Source organism: Spirulina sp. CCNP1310 (assembly GCF_034932185.1).
Lineage (GTDB): Bacteria > Cyanobacteriota > Cyanobacteriia > Cyanobacteriales > Spirulinaceae > Spirulina.
Window position 1 is genome coordinate 16,645 of record NZ_JAYGHW010000100.1, and the last position, 21,507, is coordinate 38,151.

Below are 21,507 nucleotides of genomic sequence, written 5' to 3' on the forward strand. Positions count from 1 at the left end.
ACCCACCATTACTCTACCTTCCTCTCTTCTTTCTAAATTCCACGCCGTCCATTTTTGAATCCCCAATTACGCCAGTACTCAGTTGGAAGATTACAATCATACACGTTCTTACGAAATGGTCGACACGGAATTTGGTAGTTCACAGAACCTAGAAACAAGTCTGTTTTCGTTCCAGGTAAATGCCCTTCAGGTGCGTTCTTAGCAAAATAAAGTTCATTGTATTCTAAGCTTCTTTGTTTGTCTTCGGAATACCATCCTACTCGACGGCTAAATGTATCAACATCTTGGCACTCTTCATAAATGACAGCTTGGATAGAAAAACCAAATTTCCCTTGACTATATGTTAACCATAAACGATCAATTTCACATAAGCAATTACAAGGAATTCTTGGAGGATCTTTTGGGAATTTTTTATTTAAAATTCCATCTTTAGTAATAGCATCTAAATCTAGTCCCACTGAATACATCATAAGATCAAGAGTTTCTAGATCCGCAGATCTATAATCTTCAGTTGCTAGAAACTGTTCTAATCTTGCATATGATGGTGTAGGGCTTGGGGTTGAGATTGTTTTTTTATTGTCACCATTATTTAGAAGTACACTGAGAAAATATAAAAATAAAATAATGATTATGATAGTTACTAACACGAGAATATCTCCAGGCTTAAATATAGTGAACTTCAGTGAGATGAGGCATAGAAGTAAGAGTCTTAAGACTCTTATTCATGGGGTTAAATTCGTTGATACTTACCTCATCTCTGCGGAAAATTATACGGTAGTGGACAATATCCTATCGTGAACGAAATGAGTTAGAGATAATGCCCCAAATCATGCCTATGGTAATTACAGTGATGGAATAGATGGGATAAATATGCCAAACCCAAATAGGCTGCTTTATTTCGTTAAACTTCCAGCTATAGTTAGCCGCAGCATCTATTAGCATTCCTAAAAATCCAAAACTAAAGCCTGCAATTAAAGCTAAAAAAAGTACTGCTATGTTAGGTTCATAAAAAATGCCAATAATACCAAGAACTGTGGACATCACCAACCAACTGATCATGTACTTAGAGCGAAATGTTGTTTCTTCCATTGTAAACAATTTAATCCATTTAGAAAATGTTTCAAGCGGTGGTAAGTGGTAGTGCCTAAAATGGGTAATAATCGTGAATTGAAAAACTTATACAGCAAGAATTTCAACGAGACGTAACATTACCATTATCAGGACTACCATTTACCTATTTCATTAATAACGAAGGCAGTTTTTCCGCGATATCACTGATAACATGATCTGAAAAGCTTGATTGAAATTTTGTGTTTCCACTTTTCATCTGATAACCTGAATGACCTGTATTTCTTTCATACCAATAATGAACATGATTATCATCAGGATTAGACTCATTTCTTAGTGCAACAAGAAAACCAAATACAAGACCAGATTTTGTATCAACATTTAGGTAAAGGCTGTATTTCCTGTTTTTATTGGATTTCGATAATTTCTTCTCCACCAAAATTTCGTGCTACTAATAGGTAAGCTTTGAGAGTTTCACAGGCACTTTTGATACTATCTGAATAACCAATAACTTCACTTAAATCTTTGCATTTGTAAGCTTCACCAGATAGAAGATCTCGAACTCGTACCTGAACTTCTTGATCCATTATTTGACCCAAAAAAACCATTTTTTTCGAGAATAGAATGGTGTCGCGCAACTTGTAATGATCAATGAGAGATGATTCCTCTGCACTTAATTTTACCGATGCCTTTACTTCAAAACTAACATTGCCCATCATGCCCTTAGTTTGATTTTTTGTTAGGACTAACTTCATATTGATTAGTTTCTCCGATTCAATATTTTTGTATTCTCAAATTTCAATCGCCACAAAAAATTATGGCAAAAGAATATGTTGCTAATGTTTAGCACATCTGCTTTCCAGTGGTTCCATAAAAGCTTGATTTCTTTCATGTAGAGTAACTAGGGAGGTGAATCTGTATCAATTGGTGTCTCTTCACCACACATCAAGCATTTATAGATAACTCGAGTCGTGTATTGATTTAGTACACGTTCTCGTAAAAAAGTCATTCTGGTACTTCCACAATGATCACATACTGGACCACCAACTTCATTTCGTTTGCCCATTTTTGTTGCCCTCTTAAAAATTGAATTGTTTGCCACTTAATTAACTTTGTTCAAAAAAGATTTTCTCTCAACAGGAGGATCTTATTAAGAAAACATTATGCTTATAATTCCTGTAAACTCTTCAAAAAAATGTCCGGACTATTGGCAAGAAAGATATTTTTTATGATTACCATCGACTCTGTTCTTTTTGTTTCGATTGAATGTTAACTGGATCAAACATATTTTTTGCAATTTTCAGTATCTCCTGATAATCAAGATAATCTTGCCCAGTAATTCCATCATGTAATTGTCTTCTTTCATCCTTTGTCAAGTTCAAGGCAGAAACAACATTTTCTACCTTCTTTTGAGCGGATTCACGATTTTCTTTTTTTGGTTTATCCTTGAAATCTTTGTCAGACATGGAAATTCTCATTAGTAAAATATTAATGCTCAAAAACGACGGACTACTTCATCTTTTGACAGGTTGTTGCATAATAGTTTGCTTTTTGCCATGCCTCATTTTCTGATTTGGCTTTACCTGCGTGTTCACTACCAACGTACACATCACCACTTTGGGTATCCCAAAAATAGTAGTATTCAGAACCAGTTGGTGTTTTGACCGTTCCCATTTGCTTGCGTGCCATTGTACTTCTTCCTTGTGTTAGTTTTTAGTTGAGATGTATGCCCAAAGACATTCTTGGAGCAAAGATGTCTAAACTTGAAGTTTTAGATTTAGTACAGGGATCTCATTCCTAAAAATCAGGTGTAAGACGCTACACCCGCTTTAGGTAGACACTAAAAATACAGACTTAACCATAAAAAGCCCACTTTAGACGGAGTTTAAGTGAGGCTCACCGACAAGAGCATTAGGGGGGTTAATCTGAAGGACTATATCCAGTATCAAGGCGATCGCTGTCTGTGATGGCTCACATTGGCTCATTTTTTTCTTGGCTCAGTTTGGCTCACTTTGCATAAAATTGACTCAGAGGCCCTACATAACGCTGGGGTGGCTAGCCCACCGGAGCGTTAAACGAGGAGAAAACACCATGGCCGAAACACTGAGAGCATCACAGGATGGACGAAAGCTGGTTTATGAGGCGATCCGGCATAAGGGTTGGACGAAAACCCAAACCGCCCGCTGGTGGGAAGCAGCCCAGACCTCACAGGCTACCTTGAAACGGTTTTGGCGAGGGGAAGCCATCGATCGCCACACCTTTCAGGAAATTTGCCGCGTTGCCGGGGTGAACTGGGAAGCGGTGCAGAGCCTCGAAACCCAAACCTTTCCATTCCCGGCGATCATCCCTCAACCCGACCCCACAGCCGGCCCTTTAATCACTTCCCTCGACTGTACCGCCACCCGTTGGGTGGGGCGCACCGCCATCATTGAGAACCTCGCGGCATCCTTAACCCAGAACACCCGTATCCTTTCGATTGTGGGCATTACCGGCATTGGCAAAACCTCCCTCGCCCAACAACTCCTCACCAATCCCCACCTCACCGCCGCCTTTCCTATCCAGATTACGATTAGCTTTAACACTGAATCGCCGCGTTTTGAGATGGTGATTGGGGCGCTGTTGGGACAGCACAAGTATGAGGCAAATTCCCCAGCGGAACAGGAGGCCATTACCCACACCCTGATCACCGTCTTACAATCGCGGCCCTATTTATTGGTTTTCGATATGCTCGAAACCTGTTTAACTGCCGATGAGGAGGGGCAACATCGCTTTAAGGAGCTAATTTTTGAGCAGTTTTTGAGCCAAATTTTGCAAGCGGAATCGATGCCCAGCCGCGTGATTTTGACCTCTCAGGATCAGCTTCCGGTGTTGGCAGAAGGTCGCTATGAGGAGCGTATTCATCAGGAATTATTAACGGGTTTGACGGGCCCGGAGGCGATCGCCCTTTTCCAGCAATGGCACATTCACGCCAAAACCCCCACCGAAAAGGATTGTCTTCAGCGCATTATTACGGTCTATGAGGGGCATCCTTTAGCACTTCAGGTGATTGCGGGGGAAATGAGTGATGCACCCTTTGAGGGGTCAATTCTGGCCTATTGGGGGGAATATGGTCAGGAAATTGAAGCGGTGGAGGCCATGAAGGCTGATCCTCAACTGGAGGCGCGAACGGATCAGCCCCGCTTAGACCGCTATAGTAGTCGTCTCAAGGATTTAGTCAAGCAACGAGTCGAAAAAACGTTTCAGCGGTTGTATGAAGCGAATTCCATTGCGGGTTTATTACTCTGTAAAAATGCCGTGGCGCGGATTCCGACGGAGCGGAAAGCGTGGCTTTTTCAGATTCGAGCTTTTCCGGTAGAGGCTCAAGAAGCAGCGTTTGAATTGTTACAGCGGCGATTTTTAATCAGTGCGGTACAGAAAGATGATCGGGTGAAGTATCAATTACATAACCTGATCCGAAGAATCGCTCTTGATGCGTTGCCCAAAATTGAAGAAGTTGTGCAATATCCGGTAATTCGCCCATGAATACAATGCAAACAGTTCTGAATATTGCCGAACTTTCTGAAATGGATTTGCCCCATATTCGTTATGATATTTCGGGCCAATTGGTTATTTTTAACACAGAGTTTATTGCTGATTATGCAGATGTTAAGAGTGAGGCAATAACGCAGCCATCAACCCAATTGAGAACATTAAATGCGTGGGAACAAGCCCATCTTGATTATGTTTTTTATTGGTTGAACATTTATGAACCCAGGGAAAATACTTCAGACCTAAAGGAGGTAGAGGGTTATTTAGAGGCGTTTTATCATTTGTGTGAGTTGTCTCTTTGGAAGGAGGCTTATCAAGTGGTGTGTATAACCATTGACGGGGACTCAATCCATGAAAAGTTAGGAAGTTGGGGTTATTATATCCAACAGATCGAAATTTATGAAAAATTATTAAATAAGCTTGATTCATCGGTTGATTGTATCTGTCTCTACGGTTTGGGTTCTGCTTTCTATTTTTTAGGTCAGCGTCAAAAATCGTTCAAATGCCATAAAGCTCAATTAAGAATTGCTCGTAAAACTCAAAACCATGAATATGAATGTTTGGCTTGGAAAGGATTGGGCTTGAATTATCATTACTATGATAAAAACAAAGCCATTCGCTGCCATTCTAAGCAACTTACTTGTGCTGAACTCCATCTGATTTCGACTCAAAAATTGAGTGCAATTTTGGAACTATCTCATGTCCATGGTTGTTGGTGGACTAATGTAAAGCTCTCCCTATATTACTCTCAGTTAGCTTTCGATCTAGCCAAAAAAATGGGAGATAAAAAAATTAAGTTTATGGCAACTAAAGAATTATTATCTACTTGGCTTTTTTCCAGGGAATATCGAAAAATTAAGAATTTTCTGGTAAATCATGAAGCTGAATTTCTTAAAGATCTACAAGATTTAAGTTTACAGGAACAAGTTTTAGGTTATGAATTAATTGGCCGATCTTTTGTTCTTATTAATGATCACGAAAAATTTATTTATTTTTTTCATCAATGCCTGACAATTTGGCAACGAATCAAGCATCAAATTTCACATAGAAATACATTGCAAAAATATGATTGTCCTACGGAGCATCAAATTTTACATAATCTTGGTACTGTGTATTGCTTGAAACTTAAAAATCCTCAAGCTGCTGTTCAATATTTGGAGCAAGCTTACGAGGTTGGGAAAAAAGGCAACAATTTTTTTATGACCGCTACGACGTTATCAGTGTTGGCCCATTGCTACAGTATGCTAGGTAAAATTCCTATCGCACAGGAACGTGGTCAAGCAGCATTAGCTTTGGCAGAGGAGATCAATAGCCCTATTCTTTGCTGTTATGCGATGACAGGTTTAGCGAGTGTAGCTTGGCATCAAGGCCATTATCTGCGGAGTGTTCGCCTCATTTTACAAGGACTTTGGGGAGCACAGGCTTGGCAAACTACGAATGTGCAACTGATTATTAAAACAGTGTTGGGGTTGATTGCCGATAAGTTGCCCTGGTGAGGATGAAGGGAATCACCCTCCATTTACCCATCGCCATTTTTCCACGGGTATAATGGGAGACTATCCTCTATCTACCGTTGAACCACGCCCTATGATTTGGCCGTTTAAGCCCAAGAAGCGCAAGCAAATTGCCCGGATTGAAATCACGGGGGCGATCGCCTCAGAAACCCGTAAACGAGTGCTCAAAGCCCTCAAAACCGTTGAAGAAGAAGACTATCCCGCCCTGCTTCTGCGTATTGACTCCCCTGGGGGAACCGTCGGGGATTCCCAAGAAATTTACCAAGCCCTCAAGGATATTCAAGCGAAGGGGGTGAAAGTCGTCGCCAGCTTTGGCAATATTTCCGCCTCCGGTGGCGTGTATATCGGCGTAGGAGCCGAGCGGATCATGGCCAACCCCGGCACAATTACCGGCAGTATCGGCGTAATCATCCGGGGCAATAACTTAGAAAAACTCCTCGATAAAATCGGCGTTTCCTTCAAAACCGTCAAATCCGGCCCCTATAAAGACATCCTCGCCTTCGATCGCGAAACCACCCCAGAGGAAATGCAAATTCTTCAGGATCTCATTGATGCCAGTTATGGGCAATTCGTCGCCACCGTTGCCGCTGGCCGCAACCTAGAGCCAGAAGTCGTGCGTAGTTTTGCTGATGGCCGCGTTTTTACCGGAGAGCAGGCCCTCGCCCTTGGATTAGTGGATCGCCTCGGTACGGAAGAAGAAGCCCGCCGCTGGTTAGCAGAATGGGCCGAACTTGACCCGGAAAAGGTGAAAATGAATACGATTGAGGAGAAAAAGCCGATCCTGACCCGTCTGCTCTCAGGACAGGTAGCCCGACCCAAGTCGCGGTTAGGGACTTGCCTCGATTGGGTAGAATTTGAACTGGCAACGTCTGGACAGCCCCTATGGCTGTACCGACCTTAAGATCTGGCGCGATCGCCATCGGGAGGAAATTAGCGTGGACTGGAAAGTGCGGGCAATTCGGGGGGCAACCACCACGGAAGAAAATACTATTGAGGCGATCCGCTCGGCGGTGCGGGAGTTGATCGATGAAATTGAAGCCCGCAATGAGCTTGACCCTGACGAAATGATCAGCGCCATCTTCACCATGACCCCGGATCTGGACGCGATTTTTCCAGCGGCGATCGCCCGCGAACGCTCCCATTGGGATCATGTTGCCCTCTTGGATGTCCAACAACTCCAAATCGAAGGCAGCCTCAATCGCTGTATTCGTGTCTTGATCCATGTCAACACCCCCCAACCCCAACGGGCGATGAATCATGTTTATCTAGGCCGCGCTAAGGATCTCCGTCCCGATTGGAATTTAACCCCCCTCCATCGCGATCGCCACCGCCTGTAAACGATCAAAGGTAGTTAAGCAAACTACATAAATCGTTACAATAGGGAAAATTAATGATCGTCAATGCCATGACCCTAAAACCCGTTGAGCCAGACCGCATCCTCTCCCCCCTCTTGCTCATTGCCCCCTTTTTCCTGTGGGGCAGTGCCATGGTGGCGATGAAAGGGGTGATTCCCCATACTACCCCCCTGTTTATGGCGGGGCTGCGACTCGTTCCGGCGGGAATCTTAATCCTGATCGTGACGGCATTGCTGAAACGGGCCCAACCCCAAACCTGGCAAGCCTGGGGCTGGATTACCCTCTTTGCCCTCCTTGATGGCTTTGCCTTCCAAGGCTTCTTAGCCGAGGGGTTAGCCCGTACCGGCGCGGGTTTAGGGTCGGTCATGATTGATTCTCAGCCCATTGTGATTGCGCTGCTTTCCAGTTGGCTATTTGGGGAGTTGATTGGGCTGTGGGGTTGGCTGGGATTGGGGATTGGGGTGTTGGGAATTAGTTTAATCGGCATCCCGGCGGGGTGGTGGATGGAATTGGCCCAAGGGGGGGCGATCCCCTTCACCTTCAATTTTTCCGCCCTGTTTGATAATGGCCAGTGGCTCATGTTCCTCGCCTCCCTGTCCATGGCCCTAGGAACCGTCAGCATCCGCTATGTCAGTCGCCATGTTGATCCCGTCGTCGCCACCGGCTGGCACATGATCATCGGGGGGATCCCACTATGGGTGATGTCCGGGCTGTGGGAATCCCAGCAATGGCAACAGATTACCCCCATGGGTTGGCTAGAATTGGGCTATGCGACGATTTGCGGCAGTGCGATCGCCTATGGTTTATTTTTCTGGATTGCCGCACGGGGCAACCTCACGAGTTTCACCTCGCTCACGTTCCTCACCCCCGTCTTCGCCCTGATTTTAAGCCATCTCCTCCTCGCCGAAGTCCTCAATGGGGTGCAGTGGTTGGGGGTCGTTTTAACCCTGATCAGTATTACGTTTATTAATCAGCGGGAGGCGCTCCGCGAAGGTTGGCCCAAATGGCTGAGTCTGTTGCGGGGAGAACAGGCTCCCCCCCTGCCTGTTAAAGTTGAGGCAGAGGGGCCGTAAATTCTCGCATAATGGCGGATAACATTACGGTTATTGTGCCTCAGTTGTGGCTTTCCCTGTGCTAACAGAATGTTTAAAACTCTGTCTGTGTTGATGCGTTATGGGTTAATTGGGGCGATCGCCGGTACATTGTTGATCCATGAAGCTGCCGGAGCGTCAACCCCATGGAGGATGACCACCACTATAGCCCCCGCCCTCTTGGCCCAGGCAGAACCCGAAACCGAAACCGAAACCAGCCCAGAAGGCCCGCCCCAAATCAAACCCGGCGATCAAGGGCAAGTGGTGACGCAATTACAGGAAAGACTCCAACGAGCGGGTTATTACGAAGGGGAACCCAGCGGCAGCTACGATGAGGCCACCGCCGCCGCTGTCCGTAAATTACAAACCGAGGCCGGCCTAGAACCCACAGGCATTTTTGATGTGGCCAGTTTTGAGGCCCTGCGCGATCGCGATACCCCCGCCGCCCCGACCCCACCCCGCCGTAACTGGCGCAAAATTCTCCTCATTGCCGCAGCAGGGGTTACAGTGCTTTCTGCCCTGGGCGGCGTTGTTTATTTACTCTGGCGATTCGTCAATGGTGGGGCGGTGGAAGACTCCACAGACCCAACCCAGGCCATGATTGACTCGCCCCTCCCCCCCCTCTATCCCGACCCCCCCATCACGATCAACACCCCTCCCCCAGACCTCAAACCCTCCCCGACCAAATTTGTCCAAGATACCCCCATCGCAGAAGCAGAAGTCCTGCCTGCCCCTCCCCCCGATGATGATTGGGGGGATTCCCCAGAATTGGATTTTTTGCTCAATTCCCTCACCAGTTCCGGCCAGCCAGCGAATCCGCCCCAACTGCCCGCCTCCGGTTCCCCTGATGATATCTGGGATGATCAGGATTCTCCCCTATCCTCCTCTGTCCCACCGGGCTTTATTTCCCCCAACCACTATCAACCCCGCTCGTCCCTGCCCATTTCCGCGCCCAGTTTGCCGAAAGCCGATGTGGTGGAGGAACTGATTCGGGATTTACAAACTAGCGATAGTGACAAACGGCGTAAGGTGATTTGGTCTTTGGCCCAGCGGGCGGATTCCCGCGCCGTTCAACCGTTGGTGAATCTGTTATTAGAATCTGATTCCCAGCAACAGGGCCTCGTTTTAGAAGCCCTTTCTCAAATTGCGATCCGCACGCTGAAGCCGATGAACCGTGCTTTAGCACTCTCGTTACAGGATGATAACGCCCAAGTCCGCAAAAATGCGATCCGGGATTTAACCCGCATTTATGAATTAATTGCCCAATTGAGCCAATTAATCTACTGCGCCACCGATGATCCCGATCCTGATGTGCAGGCGACGGCAAAATGGGCCCTCAATCAGTTGGGACAAATCCGCAACCCCCCAGGGACTTAAACGGGGAGTAATCGCTCAAGGGTGATGGTGCTTTCTGAAAAATTGAGGGGGGCGATCGCTCCTCCTTGATGTTCTGTGGGGCGAAACATCCGGAGGGGCGAAAGATTTTTCGCCCCTACAGAGATTTAGGTATTCCATTGGGGCAATTTTCCCATCATTTTAACTAAACCAAGGCACTATGGCCCAAGGCTAACCCCGCCACCAACATCCCCAACACTAAAAAAGGTTGGGCGCTGGCTTGATATTTCACATCATTCTTGAGGGGATCGCGAAGGAAGTACATATCCTGGAATGTGATTTGGGGAATGATGAATAGGAGCAGGATCGTGGCGTAGAGGTTTTGATGGATAAAGATCAAATAGGCCGCCACCCCCGCTTGGAAAATATCAATCATTAACACACAAATCCAAGCAGATTTTTCCACACCAAACATCACCGGCAGCGATTTTAAACCCAATTGGCGATCGCCCTCCACACTTTTAAAATCATTGACAATCGCAATCCCCAACCCAGCAAGGCTATAAAACAACGTTAACCAAACAATCGTCCAATTCAACGTCCCAAACAGGGCATGACCCGCACACCAAGGCAACGTAATATAACTGGCTCCTAGGGCATAATTCCCTAGCCAACCGTTTTGTTTCAGCTTCAACGGTGGGGCAGAATAGATATAGGCGATAAATGAACCCACCACGGTAATTAACATAATCATTGGGAATTCATGACCCGACCAAGCATCTAAAAATGCCGCCAACCCAAACCCGCCAAACAACAAAATTAAAATCTGTGCCTTCACCTGGGGGATGGAAATGGCCCCCGATGGGATGGGGCGATAGGGTTCGTTAATCGCATCAATTTCGCGATCATAGTAATCATTGAGGGTTTGGGTGTAGCCGGTCATGATTGGCCCGGAAAGGAGCATACAGGTAAAGGCTTTTAATAAATCCTCAAAGCCCCACACATAGCCCCCGGAGGAAGCCGCGCCGCAGACCACACCCCAAATGAGGGGAATCCAGGTGATCGGCTTCATTAACTGGAGGCGAATTTTCCAGACATTGGTTTCTGCCGCTGCTCCCTTCATGCCCAAGAGTTGACGGGCCTTTGAGCCGGTGGGTGCGGTTTTTTGTTCGTCAGTCATGGGTGTTTACAGTAATTTAGAGGGAAATAATCAGGTAATGATCTTGGAATTTTGCCCCCTTGACGGGTTGGCCAGTTAAGGGTGGGGGCAGGAAAATATTGCGCCGTTGATCCCCGGCTTCAATGGTGAGTTCGGGGCCGTATTGGGTGAGCTTGACTTGATTTTTAGTTAAGCCTGGTAAAAAGATTTTGACTTGGCGGGCGGTGGTGTCGATGGTGAGGGGTTTGGGGATGTGGTCGGTGTCCCGGAAATTGGGCAGGGCGGCTAAGAGGGCATCCCAGTTTTCGCCGGGGAGGGTGGGTAAGCTAGTGCTGGGAATGGGGAGGAAGTCCTTAACCTGTTCAGCACTGGGGTTGACCCGGTTCCACAATACGCCACCGACGCTGACCCCCACCTGTTGGGCGCTGCCCCAATAGTATTGAGCGAGGGCGATCGCCTCCGGTTGCTCATCCGTCACCAAATAGGCTAAAACCCGTTGGGGATCAGCGATCGCATTTCTCCCCTCATTGAGCAATTCCTGGGTTTCTTCCGTGGGTTGGTTGGCAAAGTTATCCCAAGACCAGGAAATATTTAACACTGCACTGGTGATTGGTTGGATAAAGGGAGCCACCGCCTTGCCCAGATCTGATTCCAGCATCACATTGCGGAAGCGGCGAATATACCAACTGCCGGTTTCCGGAATACCCAAGGTGCGCAGCGTGTTTAAATCCCCCGCGCCATCGTAGATGATCACGTCATAATTGCTGCTGAGGTTGTAACCCCGAATTGCATAAAGGGCTAGGGCCACATCCATCCCCGGAAATAGCCCCAGTTCTTGACCATAGACATTTTTCAGCACCGGAAACCGCAAATATTTGGCTTCCCGTGCCTTCACCTCTTCCCAAGCTTGGGTAATGAGGGCCGGTGCGCTGAACTGCACCGCCTCAAAGTTGGGAGCGATCGCCACGGGGGTAATCCCTAAAGGCTGGCCAAGACGCAACCCCATCACAGGGCTAGGATCTTGGCAGGCCAGGAGCACCCGCTCCCCCTGTTGGGCGAGGCGTTTGGCGGCGGCGATCGCCATCGTCGTGCGACCCACCCCCCCCTTGCCGATAAAGGTCAGAACTTGAGCCATGGGTTTGAATGAAAGGTTTGCTTAAATTTCCTTGAGTTCGTCTGCAAAAAACCAGGTTTTGCTTTGATCATCAAATTCCACCAATGCCCCGACACCGCTACCGTCGGTCATTTTGTAGCCTTTGATCGTGCCGATTTTACCCAGCTTATCCGCCACATCCCCGGCGACGCGATCGCGAATCCGCCGTACTTGCACTTTAGTCCCGATTTCCATGCTCAATCCCTTTTGTGTAAACGTTTCTGAAAACCATTAAACAGTTTAGGGCAAAACCTGCCCCCCCGTAGTTAGGGTTAGCTTAGGCTTGGAGGAAAGGGAGGGCAATGGTCATGATCTCCGCGCTCCAATGCTCTTGGGGGTAATGTTTGGCTTCCGGTAAACGGCTCCAGTCGATGACGGGATTTTTTTGCAGTTCCCGGCGGGTAGTTTCCCCATCCAACCAAGGATCCGCCATGCCCCAAATGATTTGCGTCGGTTTGCGCCATTGGGCTAAATCGCTGCTGAGTTGGCTCATGGCTTCGCGCAGTTGAAGGTTTTTTACCGTGGCCATGAGCGATCGCCCCGCTTGGGAGCTTTTCAAAAAGGGCTGACGATAAAAACTTAAATCCTCCTCCGCAATCACAAACCCCGCCCCCCCTTCAAGGGTGCGATCGACCAAGAGGGGATCTTGGGTCATCATGTCTCCCATAAAGGGAATCGTCCATTGCTGCATCACCCAGGGAATCGTTGCCCCGGTTGTGAGGGGGGCATTGAGGAGCAACAGGCGGTTGATCTGTTCCGGGTGATGGCAGGCATATTGCACCGCCACGGAACCGAGATAACCCTGAGCAACAAGGATCAATTCGGGCAAATCCAAAGCGGTGATCAGTTCCCCTAAGGCCGCCTCATAGGCCGCTGGCGTATATTTAAACTCCCGCGTTTGGGGTTTAGCGGAACGGCCATAGCCCAGCCAATCGGGGGAAAGGGTGCGAAACCCGGCATCAGCAGCCGTTTGCATCATGATCCGCCAGGTATAGCCGTTGGAGAGGATGCCATGGATGAAGAGGATCGGCGGGACATCTTTGGGGGCATCGGGGACAATCTCCCGATAGAACCAATCATGACCCCCAGCGTTAATCGTATGCTCCTGAACCTCCATCTATGCACTCCAAGCTAAATAGGGCAGGGTTTGAGCGGTGGCTTTGACGGCTTCCGCATTGGCCACTAATTGGCCGCAACTGTCCCATTGGCCGGTGAGGAGCATTTGTCGGGGGCCGTCAGCCATGGCGATCGCCCCCTTAAAATCCCCCACTGTCACCGTCAACGCCTCAAGATCCACCGTTACCAAGGTTTCAGGGTTCGCCTCAATTAACCCCTGCAATTCCTGAGCAACCGCTGGGGTAACGGTGACACAAGGCACCCCCAACGCCACACAGTTACCAAAGAAAATTTCCGCAAAACTTTCCCCCACCACCGCATCAATCCCCCATTTCACCAAAGCTTGGGGGGCGTGTTCCCGTGAAGAACCGCAGCCAAAATTACCATTCACCAGCAAAATATTCGCCCCTTGATATTGGGGTTGATCGAAAGGATGGGAACCCCCCGCCGCCGCCCGGTCATCAGCAAAGGCAGACACGCCTAATCCTTCAAAGGTGACACAGCGCAAAAACCGCGCCGGAATAATCCGATCCGTATCAATATCACTGCCCCGCACCGGAATTCCCCGGCCGGAAACCATTTTTACTTCACTCATGGCGATTTTTTCAAAACATAGATGAGGTTTATGATAGGCGATCGCCCCCACCCCTTCCAAAGTCCGGTTTGTCGTGCGGACTTCAGTCCGCTCCTCTTTGAGGAGAAAAGAGGATAGAGAAAAGAGAAGCGCGTGCAATTGAGATTCCCCCCTACTTCCTACTCCTCACCAAATCATGGACAGCGCCGCAGGGGAGATCTAGACTGGAGAAGGGGCCCGATGGGGTGCGGTTGGCGGCCCCAGATTCACACCAATTGCGAGGTTATGATGGTTCAACTTAAAGATGTTGAGACGGCTGTTAGCCCAGAAAGCACCCCTGCTATGGCACGGGATGATTCTCCCCAACGGCCTTGGGGGACATTCACCGTCCTTGAAGAAGGCCCCCAATATAAAATCAAACGCATTGAAGTCAAGCCCGGCCATCGCCTCAGCCTGCAAATGCACCACCACCGTAGCGAGCATTGGATTGTGGTGGCGGGGACGGCAAAAGTCACCTGTGGGGATCAGGTAACAATTTTAGGAAGCAACCAATCCACCTATGTCCCCCAATGCACACCCCACCGTTTAGAAAATCCCGGTGTGATCAATTTGGTGATCATCGAAGTCCAAAATGGGGAATATTTAGGGGAGGATGATATTATCCGCTTCCAAGATGACTACAAACGGCATTAAATCCCCGCAATGATTACCCTTACTCCGGCGGCGGTTCAAGAGATCCGCCGCTTAAAAATGGCCCATAACCAAGCCCAAGGCATTTTACGCCTTGGGGTGCAGTCTGGTGGCTGTGCCGATTTTGTGTATGAACTTGAATTAGTTGCGACTCCTCAGCCGGGCGATCGCCACTGCACCCAAGCCGATATTGCCATCAGCATCGCCCCCGATAGCGTCCCCTACATCGAAGGTCTCCAACTCGACTACACCGAGGATTTAATGGGGGGAGGATTCCGCTTCAAAAACCCCCAAGCCCTCAAATCCTGTAGCTGTGGCCATTCCTTTGCGATCGCCCCTGATTTCGGATCCGGGATTTGATCCCCCCTGCCCCCCTTAACAAGGGAGGTTCCAGAAAAACCCCCTTTTCAAGGGGGTCGGCGTAGCCGGGGGATCATTCCCCTTTTTCCGCTGCTTGACACAGTTCCGCCAATTTCGATATAATGGGAGACTGTCACGTCAACAATAAGAACCACCGCGAGGCAGAACTTGTAACCCATGCCAACTATCCAGCAACTGATCCGCACGGAACGCTCCGTCGCGAAAAAGAAAACCAAATCCCCAGCCCTCAAAGAATGTCCACAGCGGCGCGGCGTTTGCACTCGGGTGTACACCACCACCCCCAAAAAGCCGAACTCTGCCCTCCGGAAAGTGGCACGGGTACGCCTTACCTCTGGGTTTGAAGTCACCGCCTACATTCCAGGCATCGGCCATAACCTGCAAGAACACTCCGTTGTGCTCATTCGGGGCGGTCGGGTTAAAGATTTGCCTGGGGTTCGGTATCACATTGTGCGCGGAACCTTGGATGCTACAGGTGTGAAAGACCGTCGTCAAAGCCGCTCTAAATACGGCACCAAACGGCCCAAGGCATAACGCCAATCCCTTGGTGTTTGTGAACATCCTGGAGGCCATCCGCAGGCTCACGCCCATCGCCTCCCTCCTTAAAATTCCTACTGAAGATTCACCATGTCCCGCCGTCGAGTAGTTAAAAAACGTCCCGTCCCTCCCGATTCCGTCCATAACAGCCGTCTCGTCAGCATGACCGCCCGCCGCCTCATGCGCCACGGCAAAGAATCCCTCGCCTATCGCCTGATTTATGATGCCTTCGGGATCATTGGCGATCGCACCGGCAACGATCCCCTCGAAGTGTTCGAGCAGGCGATTCGCAACATCACCCCCTTAGTAGAAGTCAAAGCGCGGCGGGTCGGTGGGGCCACCTACCAAGTCCCCATGGAAGTCCGCCCCAACCGAGGCACAACCCTCGCCTTGCGCTGGCTTTCCACCTATTCCCGCTCCCGTTCCGGTCGCACCATGGCCAGCAAACTGGCCAACGAAATCATGGATGCAGCCAACGAAACCGGCGGCGCGATCCGCAAGCGGGAAGAAACCCACCGCATGGCTGAAGCGAACAAAGCCTTTGCCCACTACCGCTACTAAGGATTTCGAGCGGGGATAGCCCTCTGGCCCTATCCCCCCGAAACCTCAAGTCATAAATCGTAACGTAACTATAGCCTTAGTAAATTTATTGTTGGCCCCCTTGGGGTTTAGCCATTAGGGAGGGAATTGTGGAACGAACTATCCCATTAGAGAAAGTTCGTAATATTGGAATCGCTGCCCATATTGATGCGGGTAAAACCACAACAACAGAGCGAATTTTATTCTACTCCGGTATTGTTCATAAAATTGGTGAAGTTCACGACGGCAACGCCGTGACCGATTGGATGGAACAGGAGCGGGAACGGGGCATCACAATCACCGCCGCCGCCATCAGCACCACTTGGCAAGACCACCGGATTAACATCATTGACACCCCCGGCCACGTTGACTTCACCATTGAAGTAGAACGTTCGATGCGGGTGCTTGATGGCGTGATTGCTGTGTTTTGTTCCGTGGGTGGTGTGCAACCGCAATCTGAAACTGTTTGGCGACAAGCGGATCGTTATCATGTGCCTCGGATCGCCTTTGTGAACAAAATGGATCGCACGGGCGCGAACTTTTTCAAAGTTTACGAACAGGTGAAAGACAGGTTACGGGCCCATGCTGTGCCGATTCAAATTCCCATTGGCAGTGAAGGGGATTTTCGCGGCATTGTTGATTTAGTGCGGATGCGGGCCAAAATCTATAACAATGACCTCGGCACAGAAATTGAAGATACGGAAATTCCTGAGGAAGTTGCAGAACTAGCCCAGGAATATCGAACCTATTTACTCGAAGCTGTGGCGGAAACCAACGCGGCTTTATTAGATCAGTATTTTGCAACAGAAACCTTGGATGAGGCGGATATTCGTCAAGCTATCCGGCAGGGTACATTAGACGGTTCGATCATGCCGATGCTCTGTGGCTCTGCCTTTAAAAATAAAGGGGTGCAACTGTTGCTAGATGCTGTGGTGGATTATCTGCCCGCGCCAACGGAAGTACCTGCTATTAAGGGGTTGCTTCCTGATGGCACAGAAGGAACGCGCCAAGCGGATGATCAGGCTCCTTTTGCTGCCCTGGCCTTTAAGGTAGCGGCGGATCCCTTTGGACGGCTGACGTTTCTGCGGGTTTATTCCGGTGTCCTGTCCAAGGGCAGTTATGCCTATAACTCGACGAAGGACAAAAAAGAACGAATTTCTCGCTTAATTATTCTTAAATCCAATGATCGCATTGAGGTGGATCAACTCCGAGCGGGGGATCTCGGTGCGGCTATTGGTCTGAAAGACACGATTACAGGGGATACCCTCTGTGATGAAACTAATCCCATTATCCTGGAATCCCTCTTCATCCCTGAACCCGTGATTTCGGTGGCAGTGGAACCTCAAACCAAACAGGATATGGAGAAACTTTCCAAGGCGCTTCAAGCCCTCTCTGATGAAGATCCGACGTTTCGGGTCAGGATTGACCCGGAAACGAATCAAACGGTGATCGCAGGGATGGGTGAACTGCATTTGGAAATCCTTGTAGACCGGATGTTACGGGAATACAAGGTGGAGGCGAATGTGGGCCAACCCCAAGTGGCCTACCGGGAAACCATTCGCCAATCTGCCCACGCGGAAGGCAAATTTATTCGCCAAAGTGGTGGGAAGGGCCAGTATGGCCATGTGGTCATCAATATTGAACCTGCTGAAGCCGGTAGTGGGTTTGAGTTTGTTTCTAAACTGGTCGGGGGGACGATTCCCCGTGAATATGTCCCCGCCGTTCAACAAGGGATTAAAGAATCCTGTGAAACAGGCATCTTGGCCGGGTATCCTCTGATTGATGTCAAGGTCACTCTGGTTGATGGCTCATATCATGATGTGGACTCATCGGAAATGGCTTTTAAAATTGCCGGTTCTATAGGGATGCGTGAGGCTGTTCACAAGGCCAAGCCAGTGCTTTTAGAACCGATGATGAAGGTCGAAGTTGAAGTCCCCGAAAATTTTCTTGGGGATGTGATGGGGGATATCAACTCCCGTCGGGGTCAAATTGAGGGGATGAGTTCGGAGGCGGCGATCGCCAAACTTTTAGCAAAAGTTCCCTTAGCGGAAATGTTTGGTTATGCCACCGATATTCGCTCTAAGACCCAAGGACGGGGGATTTTTTCGATGGAGTTCAGCCACTATAGTGAGGTTCCCAACCATGTGGCTGAAGCCATCATTGCTAAGAACAGGGGAACCATTTTCTGATCAATACAGGTTAGGGTTCGGAGATGGCTCTCTGCAAAGGGGCCAGAATCCCTCTAAAATATGAGATCAGCTTAGGAACGCAAAACTAGAGATAAGGAACGATTAATCAATGGCACGCGCAAAATTTGAACGGACTAAAGCCCACGCCAACATTGGCACGATTGGCCACGTTGACCATGGTAAAACCACACTAACCGCTGCAATTACGATGGCTTTGGCGGCTCAAGGTGGGGCGCTGGCTCGTAAATACGAAGATATTGATGCAGCACCGGAAGAAAAAGCCCGGGGGATTACGATCAACACCGCCCACGTTGAGTATGAAACCCCTGACCGCCACTATGCCCACGTGGATTGCCCCGGTCACGCTGACTATGTGAAAAACATGATCACCGGCGCGGCACAAATGGATGGTGCAATTTTGGTTGTTTCTGCCGCTGATGGCCCGATGCCCCAAACCCGTGAGCACATTTTGCTGGCCAAGCAAGTCGGGGTTCCTCACATCGTTGTGTTCTTGAATAAAGAAGACCAAGTGGACGATGCTGAGTTGCTCGAACTGGTGGAACTGGAAGTCCGTGAACTCCTCAGCGATTACGATTTCCCCGGTGACGATATTCCCATTGTGGCGGGTTCTGCGCTCAAGGCGGTTGAGGTTTTGACTGCTAACCCCAAAACTGCCCAAGGGGAAAATGAGTGGGTGGATAAAATTTTGGCTCTGATGGGAGAAGTGGATGCCTTTATCCCCACCCCTGAGCGGGAAGTGGATAAGCCGTTCTTGATGGCGGTGGAAGATGTGTTTACGATCACAGGTCGTGGTACGGTGGCTACCGGTCGGATTGAGCGCGGTAAAGTCAAAATTGGTGATGAAGTGGAATTGGTGGGCCTGCGGGACACCGTGAAGAAAACCGTTACCGGCATTGAGATGTTCAAGAAGAGTCTTGATGAAGGGATGGCTGGGGACAACGCCGGGATTCTGCTCCGGGGTGTTGAAAAAAGCGATATTGAGCGGGGTATGGTGATTGCTAAACCCGGTTCGATCACGCCTCACACCCAGTTTGAAGGGGAAGTTTATGTCCTGAAGAAAGAAGAAGGGGGCCGTCATACGCCGTTCTTCTCTGGCTACCGTCCCCAGTTCTATATGCGGACAACGGATGTGACGGGAACGATTGATGCTTTTACGGATGATGATGGGGGTGAAGCGGAGATGGTGATGCCGGGCGATCGCATCAAAATGACTGTCACCTTGATCAATGCGATCGCCGTTGAACAGGGGATGCGCTTCGCCATCCGTGAGGGGGGTCGCACCATTGGTGCAGGTGTTGTTTCCAAAATCCTGAAATAATTGCCGCTCTCCTGAGCTAAGGAGCAGAAAACGCAGTTTTTCTGCTCCTTTTGTGACGCTTTTTCGATGATCCTTTCCCTGAACCTTGAAAATTAAACATGGCCACTATCCAACAGCAAAAAATCCGCATCCGTCTCAAAGCTTTTGATCGTCGTCTCCTCGATACTTCCTGTGAAAAGATCGTGGATACGGCTAATCGCACCAATGCGACGGCGATCGGCCCCATCCCCCTCCCCACCAAGCGCCGCATTTATTGCCTGCTCCGTTCTCCCCACGTCGATAAGGATTCCCGCGAGCATTTTGAAACCCGCACCCATCGCCGCATCATTGATATTTACCAACCTTCTTCTAAAACCATTGATGCATTGATGAAGTTGGATTTACCGGCTGGGGTGGATATTGAAGTGAAGTTGTAGGTATCGTAGGGGCGTTGGCGTAAGCCTGCCGAGGCACAAAAATTTTTCGCCCCTGACCACCTCCAGCCTTGCACGATTTGACTCAATGGATTCCATTTAAAAAGCACCCTTGTTGATCAGGGGTGCTTTTTTGTGCATCTATCAGGGGGAATCAATCCGCCACTTCCGCCATCTCAATCACCCGTTCCGCCATATCCTTGACCAAAAAATTTAGCGGCTTACGACTGCGGAGCTTAAACCGCAACCGCCGCGACTGCACCCGCAGCAAAATACTTTCTAAGCAATCATGGTCAAAGCAGACATGACGATGGCGATCGCCCTTCCCATATTGCGCCCCCGTAATCACATGGAGTTGCGTATTCTTCTTCAACTGATACCACAACCCCTCCGACTGCATCGGCGTTTGCACCGCCCCCGTCGGTAAACCGGACATCCCATAAATCGGGTCTAAACTCGCCGCCCCTAAACTTTGCTCATAATTGTAGTAATAATGGAGCGGCACATCCGCCACCGCCATATTCAGCAACCCCTCATAAAACTCCCGCGCCACATTTAGATCCGACACCATAATCGTGTGAACCTTCGGCGCACTGGATAAAAACATCCACATCGCCCCCGCATAGGCCACCAACAGCATCACCATAATGCCTTGGGTCGAAAACAGACTATCAAGGGCCGGCAGCAACGCACCCATCGGTTCAAACATCGGCCAAAAGAGGAACTGAATCATAGGGCGAGGAAAAAAGCAGCTTTATTCTAAGGAGATATAGCAATCCCGATGGATTCGTGAAGTCTATTGCTCCCCTCGCCCAACTTGGGAGAGGGGCTGGGGGGTGAGGGCTTACGCGATTGATCTTGGATCGCTATAGTGGCAATTCTACCAAACTGGCAGGAAGCGAGCTAGAGCCAAGCCTCAATCTTTATAAGCAAAACTAATAATTGTGATTGTGAATCCTGATCCTGAGAACCCGTTACAAACCGTTACATTCGGTTATAGTAAGTTCAGCGGCTTAACAAACTCATTCGTTAACTCGCCATGTTCATAACGAAATCATTCAAACCATGACAACCACCCTTCAAGCCCAACAAAGCGCCTCCCTCTGGGAACGCTTTTGTCAATGGGTGACAAGCACCAACAACCGCCTCTATGTGGGCTGGTTCGGTGTCTTGATGATCCCCACCCTCCTGACCGCCACCACCTGCTTCATCATCGCCTTCATCGCTGCTCCCCCCGTGGACATCGACGGCATCCGTGAACCCGTGGCCGGTTCCTTGCTCTACGGCAACAACATCATCTCCGGTGCGGTTGTTCCCTCCTCCAACGCCATCGGCTTGCACTTCTACCCCATCTGGGAAGCTGCTTCCCTCGATGAGTGGCTCTACAACGGTGGTCCCTACCAACTGGTGATTTTCCACTTCCTGATCGGCATCTTCTGCTACATGGGTCGTCAGTGGGAACTCAGCTACCGCTTAGGGATGCGTCCTT

At 49.2% G+C, this 21,507-nt stretch carries 24 protein-coding genes and 1 pseudogene; 14 read left to right on the forward strand and 11 right to left on the reverse strand.

The annotated features are described in order from the left end of the window. Positions 1-32: 32 nt before the first annotated feature. From VB712_RS19180 to VB712_RS19200, 5 genes are all read right to left on the reverse strand, one after another. A complete protein-coding gene (locus VB712_RS19180) occupies positions 33-647 on the reverse strand; it encodes a GUN4 domain-containing protein (protein WP_323257722.1) in 615 nt (204 codons plus the stop codon). A gap of 142 nt (positions 648-789) precedes the next feature. Continuing rightward, positions 790-1,089 carry a hypothetical protein gene (locus VB712_RS19185; protein ID WP_323257724.1) on the reverse strand — a complete coding sequence of 100 codons (300 nt, stop codon included), beginning with the start codon at positions 1,087-1,089 and terminating at the stop codon, positions 790-792. A 386-nt stretch (positions 1,090-1,475) separates the two neighbouring features. Then, positions 1,476-1,823: a hypothetical protein gene (locus tag VB712_RS19190; protein ID WP_323257726.1), complete on the reverse strand. Its 348-nt coding sequence runs from the start codon at positions 1,821-1,823 to the stop codon at positions 1,476-1,478. A gap of 477 nt (positions 1,824-2,300) precedes the next feature. After that, positions 2,301-2,534 carry a hypothetical protein gene (locus tag VB712_RS19195; protein ID WP_323257728.1) on the reverse strand — a complete coding sequence of 78 codons (234 nt, stop codon included), beginning with the start codon at positions 2,532-2,534 and terminating at the stop codon, positions 2,301-2,303. Between the two features lie 43 nt (positions 2,535-2,577). Then, positions 2,578-2,757 carry a hypothetical protein gene (locus VB712_RS19200; RefSeq protein WP_323257730.1) on the reverse strand — a complete coding sequence of 60 codons (180 nt, stop codon included), beginning with the start codon at positions 2,755-2,757 and terminating at the stop codon, positions 2,578-2,580. Between the two features lie 402 nt (positions 2,758-3,159). On the opposite strand from VB712_RS19200, the gene VB712_RS19205 reads away from it, so the two are divergent. From VB712_RS19205 to VB712_RS19230, 6 genes are all read left to right on the forward strand, one after another. Next, positions 3,160-4,590 carry an NB-ARC domain-containing protein gene (locus VB712_RS19205; protein WP_323257732.1) on the forward strand — a complete coding sequence of 477 codons (1,431 nt, stop codon included), beginning with the start codon at positions 3,160-3,162 and terminating at the stop codon, positions 4,588-4,590. Continuing rightward, positions 4,587-6,092, forward strand: a complete 1,506-nt coding sequence (locus tag VB712_RS19210; protein WP_323257734.1) for a tetratricopeptide repeat protein — start codon at positions 4,587-4,589, stop codon at positions 6,090-6,092. The genes VB712_RS19205 and VB712_RS19210 overlap by 4 nt, the downstream gene beginning before the upstream one ends. A 91-nt stretch (positions 6,093-6,183) precedes the next feature. Continuing rightward, a complete protein-coding gene (gene sppA / locus VB712_RS19215; RefSeq protein ID WP_323257736.1) occupies positions 6,184-7,011 on the forward strand; it encodes a signal peptide peptidase SppA in 828 nt (275 codons plus the stop codon). 34 nt (positions 7,012-7,045) lie between these two features. After that, positions 7,046-7,447: a chorismate mutase gene (gene aroH / locus VB712_RS19220; RefSeq protein WP_416236401.1), complete on the forward strand. Its 402-nt coding sequence runs from the start codon at positions 7,046-7,048 to the stop codon at positions 7,445-7,447. Positions 7,448-7,515: 68 nt separating this feature from the next. Beyond that, positions 7,516-8,538 carry a DMT family transporter gene (locus tag VB712_RS19225; protein WP_323257741.1) on the forward strand — a complete coding sequence of 341 codons (1,023 nt, stop codon included), beginning with the start codon at positions 7,516-7,518 and terminating at the stop codon, positions 8,536-8,538. 69 nt (positions 8,539-8,607) lie between these two features. Next, entirely contained in the window at positions 8,608-9,933 is a 1,326-nt protein-coding gene (locus VB712_RS19230) for a peptidoglycan-binding protein (RefSeq protein ID WP_323257743.1), read from the forward strand. Between the two features lie 163 nt (positions 9,934-10,096). Here VB712_RS19230 and chlG read toward each other — a convergent pair whose 3' ends face one another. The 5 genes from chlG to leuD all read right to left on the reverse strand — a co-directional run bounded on the left by chlG (position 10,097) and on the right by leuD (position 13,914). Further along, positions 10,097-11,071, reverse strand: coding sequence for a chlorophyll synthase ChlG (gene chlG, locus VB712_RS19235; RefSeq protein ID WP_323257745.1), 975 nt, complete (start codon positions 11,069-11,071; stop codon positions 10,097-10,099). Positions 11,072-11,087: 16 nt separating this feature from the next. After that, entirely contained in the window at positions 11,088-12,185 is a 1,098-nt protein-coding gene (locus tag VB712_RS19240) for an ArsA family ATPase (RefSeq protein WP_323257747.1), read from the reverse strand. A 21-nt stretch (positions 12,186-12,206) separates the two neighbouring features. Continuing rightward, complete coding sequence (locus VB712_RS19245; RefSeq protein WP_323257749.1) at positions 12,207-12,398, reverse strand: DUF2862 domain-containing protein; 192 nt, start codon at positions 12,396-12,398, stop codon at positions 12,207-12,209. An 82-nt stretch (positions 12,399-12,480) separates the two neighbouring features. Continuing rightward, on the reverse strand, positions 12,481-13,320 hold the full coding sequence (locus VB712_RS19250) for an alpha/beta fold hydrolase (RefSeq protein WP_323257751.1): 840 nt from the start codon (positions 13,318-13,320) through the stop codon (positions 12,481-12,483). Further along, positions 13,321-13,914, reverse strand: a complete 594-nt coding sequence (leuD, locus tag VB712_RS19255; protein WP_416236402.1) for a 3-isopropylmalate dehydratase small subunit — start codon at positions 13,912-13,914, stop codon at positions 13,321-13,323. A gap of 321 nt (positions 13,915-14,235) precedes the next feature. On the opposite strand from leuD, the gene VB712_RS19260 reads away from it, so the two are divergent. From VB712_RS19260 to rpsJ, 7 genes are all read left to right on the forward strand, one after another. Next, positions 14,236-14,586: a cupin domain-containing protein gene (locus VB712_RS19260; protein ID WP_416236404.1), complete on the forward strand. Its 351-nt coding sequence runs from the start codon at positions 14,236-14,238 to the stop codon at positions 14,584-14,586. Between the two features lie 9 nt (positions 14,587-14,595). Further along, the gene (locus VB712_RS19265) at positions 14,596-14,943 is read left to right on the forward strand and encodes an iron-sulfur cluster assembly accessory protein (RefSeq protein ID WP_323257758.1); all 348 of its coding nucleotides are present in this window, start codon (positions 14,596-14,598) and stop codon (positions 14,941-14,943) included. 177 nt (positions 14,944-15,120) lie between these two features. Next, a complete protein-coding gene (rpsL, locus tag VB712_RS19270) occupies positions 15,121-15,495 on the forward strand; it encodes a 30S ribosomal protein S12 (RefSeq protein ID WP_072622117.1) in 375 nt (124 codons plus the stop codon). Between the two features lie 93 nt (positions 15,496-15,588). Continuing rightward, positions 15,589-16,059 carry a 30S ribosomal protein S7 gene (gene rpsG, locus VB712_RS19275; RefSeq protein WP_323257762.1) on the forward strand — a complete coding sequence of 157 codons (471 nt, stop codon included), beginning with the start codon at positions 15,589-15,591 and terminating at the stop codon, positions 16,057-16,059. Positions 16,060-16,187: 128 nt separating this feature from the next. Beyond that, positions 16,188-18,266, forward strand: coding sequence for an elongation factor G (gene fusA, locus VB712_RS19280; protein ID WP_323257764.1), 2,079 nt, complete (start codon positions 16,188-16,190; stop codon positions 18,264-18,266). Positions 18,267-18,375: 109 nt separating this feature from the next. Then, complete coding sequence (gene tuf / locus VB712_RS19285; RefSeq protein ID WP_323257766.1) at positions 18,376-19,605, forward strand: elongation factor Tu; 1,230 nt, start codon at positions 18,376-18,378, stop codon at positions 19,603-19,605. 98 nt (positions 19,606-19,703) lie between these two features. Then, complete coding sequence (gene rpsJ, locus VB712_RS19290) at positions 19,704-20,021, forward strand: 30S ribosomal protein S10 (protein WP_058882368.1); 318 nt, start codon at positions 19,704-19,706, stop codon at positions 20,019-20,021. A gap of 151 nt (positions 20,022-20,172) precedes the next feature. Here rpsJ and VB712_RS19295 read toward each other — a convergent pair whose 3' ends face one another. Beyond that, on the reverse strand, positions 20,173-20,751 hold the full coding sequence (locus VB712_RS19295; RefSeq protein WP_323257768.1) for a glyoxalase-like domain protein: 579 nt from the start codon (positions 20,749-20,751) through the stop codon (positions 20,173-20,175). Between the two features lie 332 nt (positions 20,752-21,083). Here VB712_RS19295 and VB712_RS19300 point away from each other — a divergent pair. Further along, positions 21,084-21,507: pseudogene (locus tag VB712_RS19300) on the forward strand (photosystem II q(b) protein); the annotation flags it as partial.

Coding starts and splice junctions, on each gene's coding strand:
- rpsJ (WP_058882368.1), top strand. CDS start 19,704: ATGGCCACTATCCAACAGCAAAAAATCCGCATCCGTCTCAAAGCTTTT.
- VB712_RS19230 (WP_323257743.1), top strand. CDS start 8,608: ATGTTTAAAACTCTGTCTGTGTTGATGCGTTATGGGTTAATTGGGGCG.
- VB712_RS19225 (WP_323257741.1), top strand. CDS start 7,516: ATGACCCTAAAACCCGTTGAGCCAGACCGCATCCTCTCCCCCCTCTTG.
- VB712_RS19250 (WP_323257751.1), bottom strand. CDS start 13,320: ATGGAGGTTCAGGAGCATACGATTAACGCTGGGGGTCATGATTGGTTC.
- VB712_RS19295 (WP_323257768.1), bottom strand. CDS start 20,751: ATGATTCAGTTCCTCTTTTGGCCGATGTTTGAACCGATGGGTGCGTTG.
- tuf (WP_323257766.1), top strand. CDS start 18,376: ATGGCACGCGCAAAATTTGAACGGACTAAAGCCCACGCCAACATTGGC.
- VB712_RS19240 (WP_323257747.1), bottom strand. CDS start 12,185: ATGGCTCAAGTTCTGACCTTTATCGGCAAGGGGGGGGTGGGTCGCACG.
- VB712_RS19200 (WP_323257730.1), bottom strand. CDS start 2,757: ATGGCACGCAAGCAAATGGGAACGGTCAAAACACCAACTGGTTCTGAA.
- rpsG (WP_323257762.1), top strand. CDS start 15,589: ATGTCCCGCCGTCGAGTAGTTAAAAAACGTCCCGTCCCTCCCGATTCC.
- VB712_RS19195 (WP_323257728.1), bottom strand. CDS start 2,534: ATGTCTGACAAAGATTTCAAGGATAAACCAAAAAAAGAAAATCGTGAA.
- leuD (WP_416236402.1), bottom strand. CDS start 13,914: ATGAGTGAAGTAAAAATGGTTTCCGGCCGGGGAATTCCGGTGCGGGGC.
- rpsL (WP_072622117.1), top strand. CDS start 15,121: ATGCCAACTATCCAGCAACTGATCCGCACGGAACGCTCCGTCGCGAAA.
- VB712_RS19245 (WP_323257749.1), bottom strand. CDS start 12,398: ATGGAAATCGGGACTAAAGTGCAAGTACGGCGGATTCGCGATCGCGTC.
- VB712_RS19205 (WP_323257732.1), top strand. CDS start 3,160: ATGGCCGAAACACTGAGAGCATCACAGGATGGACGAAAGCTGGTTTAT.
- sppA (WP_323257736.1), top strand. CDS start 6,184: ATGATTTGGCCGTTTAAGCCCAAGAAGCGCAAGCAAATTGCCCGGATT.
- chlG (WP_323257745.1), bottom strand. CDS start 11,071: ATGACTGACGAACAAAAAACCGCACCCACCGGCTCAAAGGCCCGTCAA.
- VB712_RS19190 (WP_323257726.1), bottom strand. CDS start 1,823: ATGAAGTTAGTCCTAACAAAAAATCAAACTAAGGGCATGATGGGCAAT.
- VB712_RS19185 (WP_323257724.1), bottom strand. CDS start 1,089: ATGGAAGAAACAACATTTCGCTCTAAGTACATGATCAGTTGGTTGGTG.
- VB712_RS19210 (WP_323257734.1), top strand. CDS start 4,587: ATGAATACAATGCAAACAGTTCTGAATATTGCCGAACTTTCTGAAATG.
- VB712_RS19260 (WP_416236404.1), top strand. CDS start 14,236: ATGGCACGGGATGATTCTCCCCAACGGCCTTGGGGGACATTCACCGTC.
- VB712_RS19265 (WP_323257758.1), top strand. CDS start 14,596: ATGATTACCCTTACTCCGGCGGCGGTTCAAGAGATCCGCCGCTTAAAA.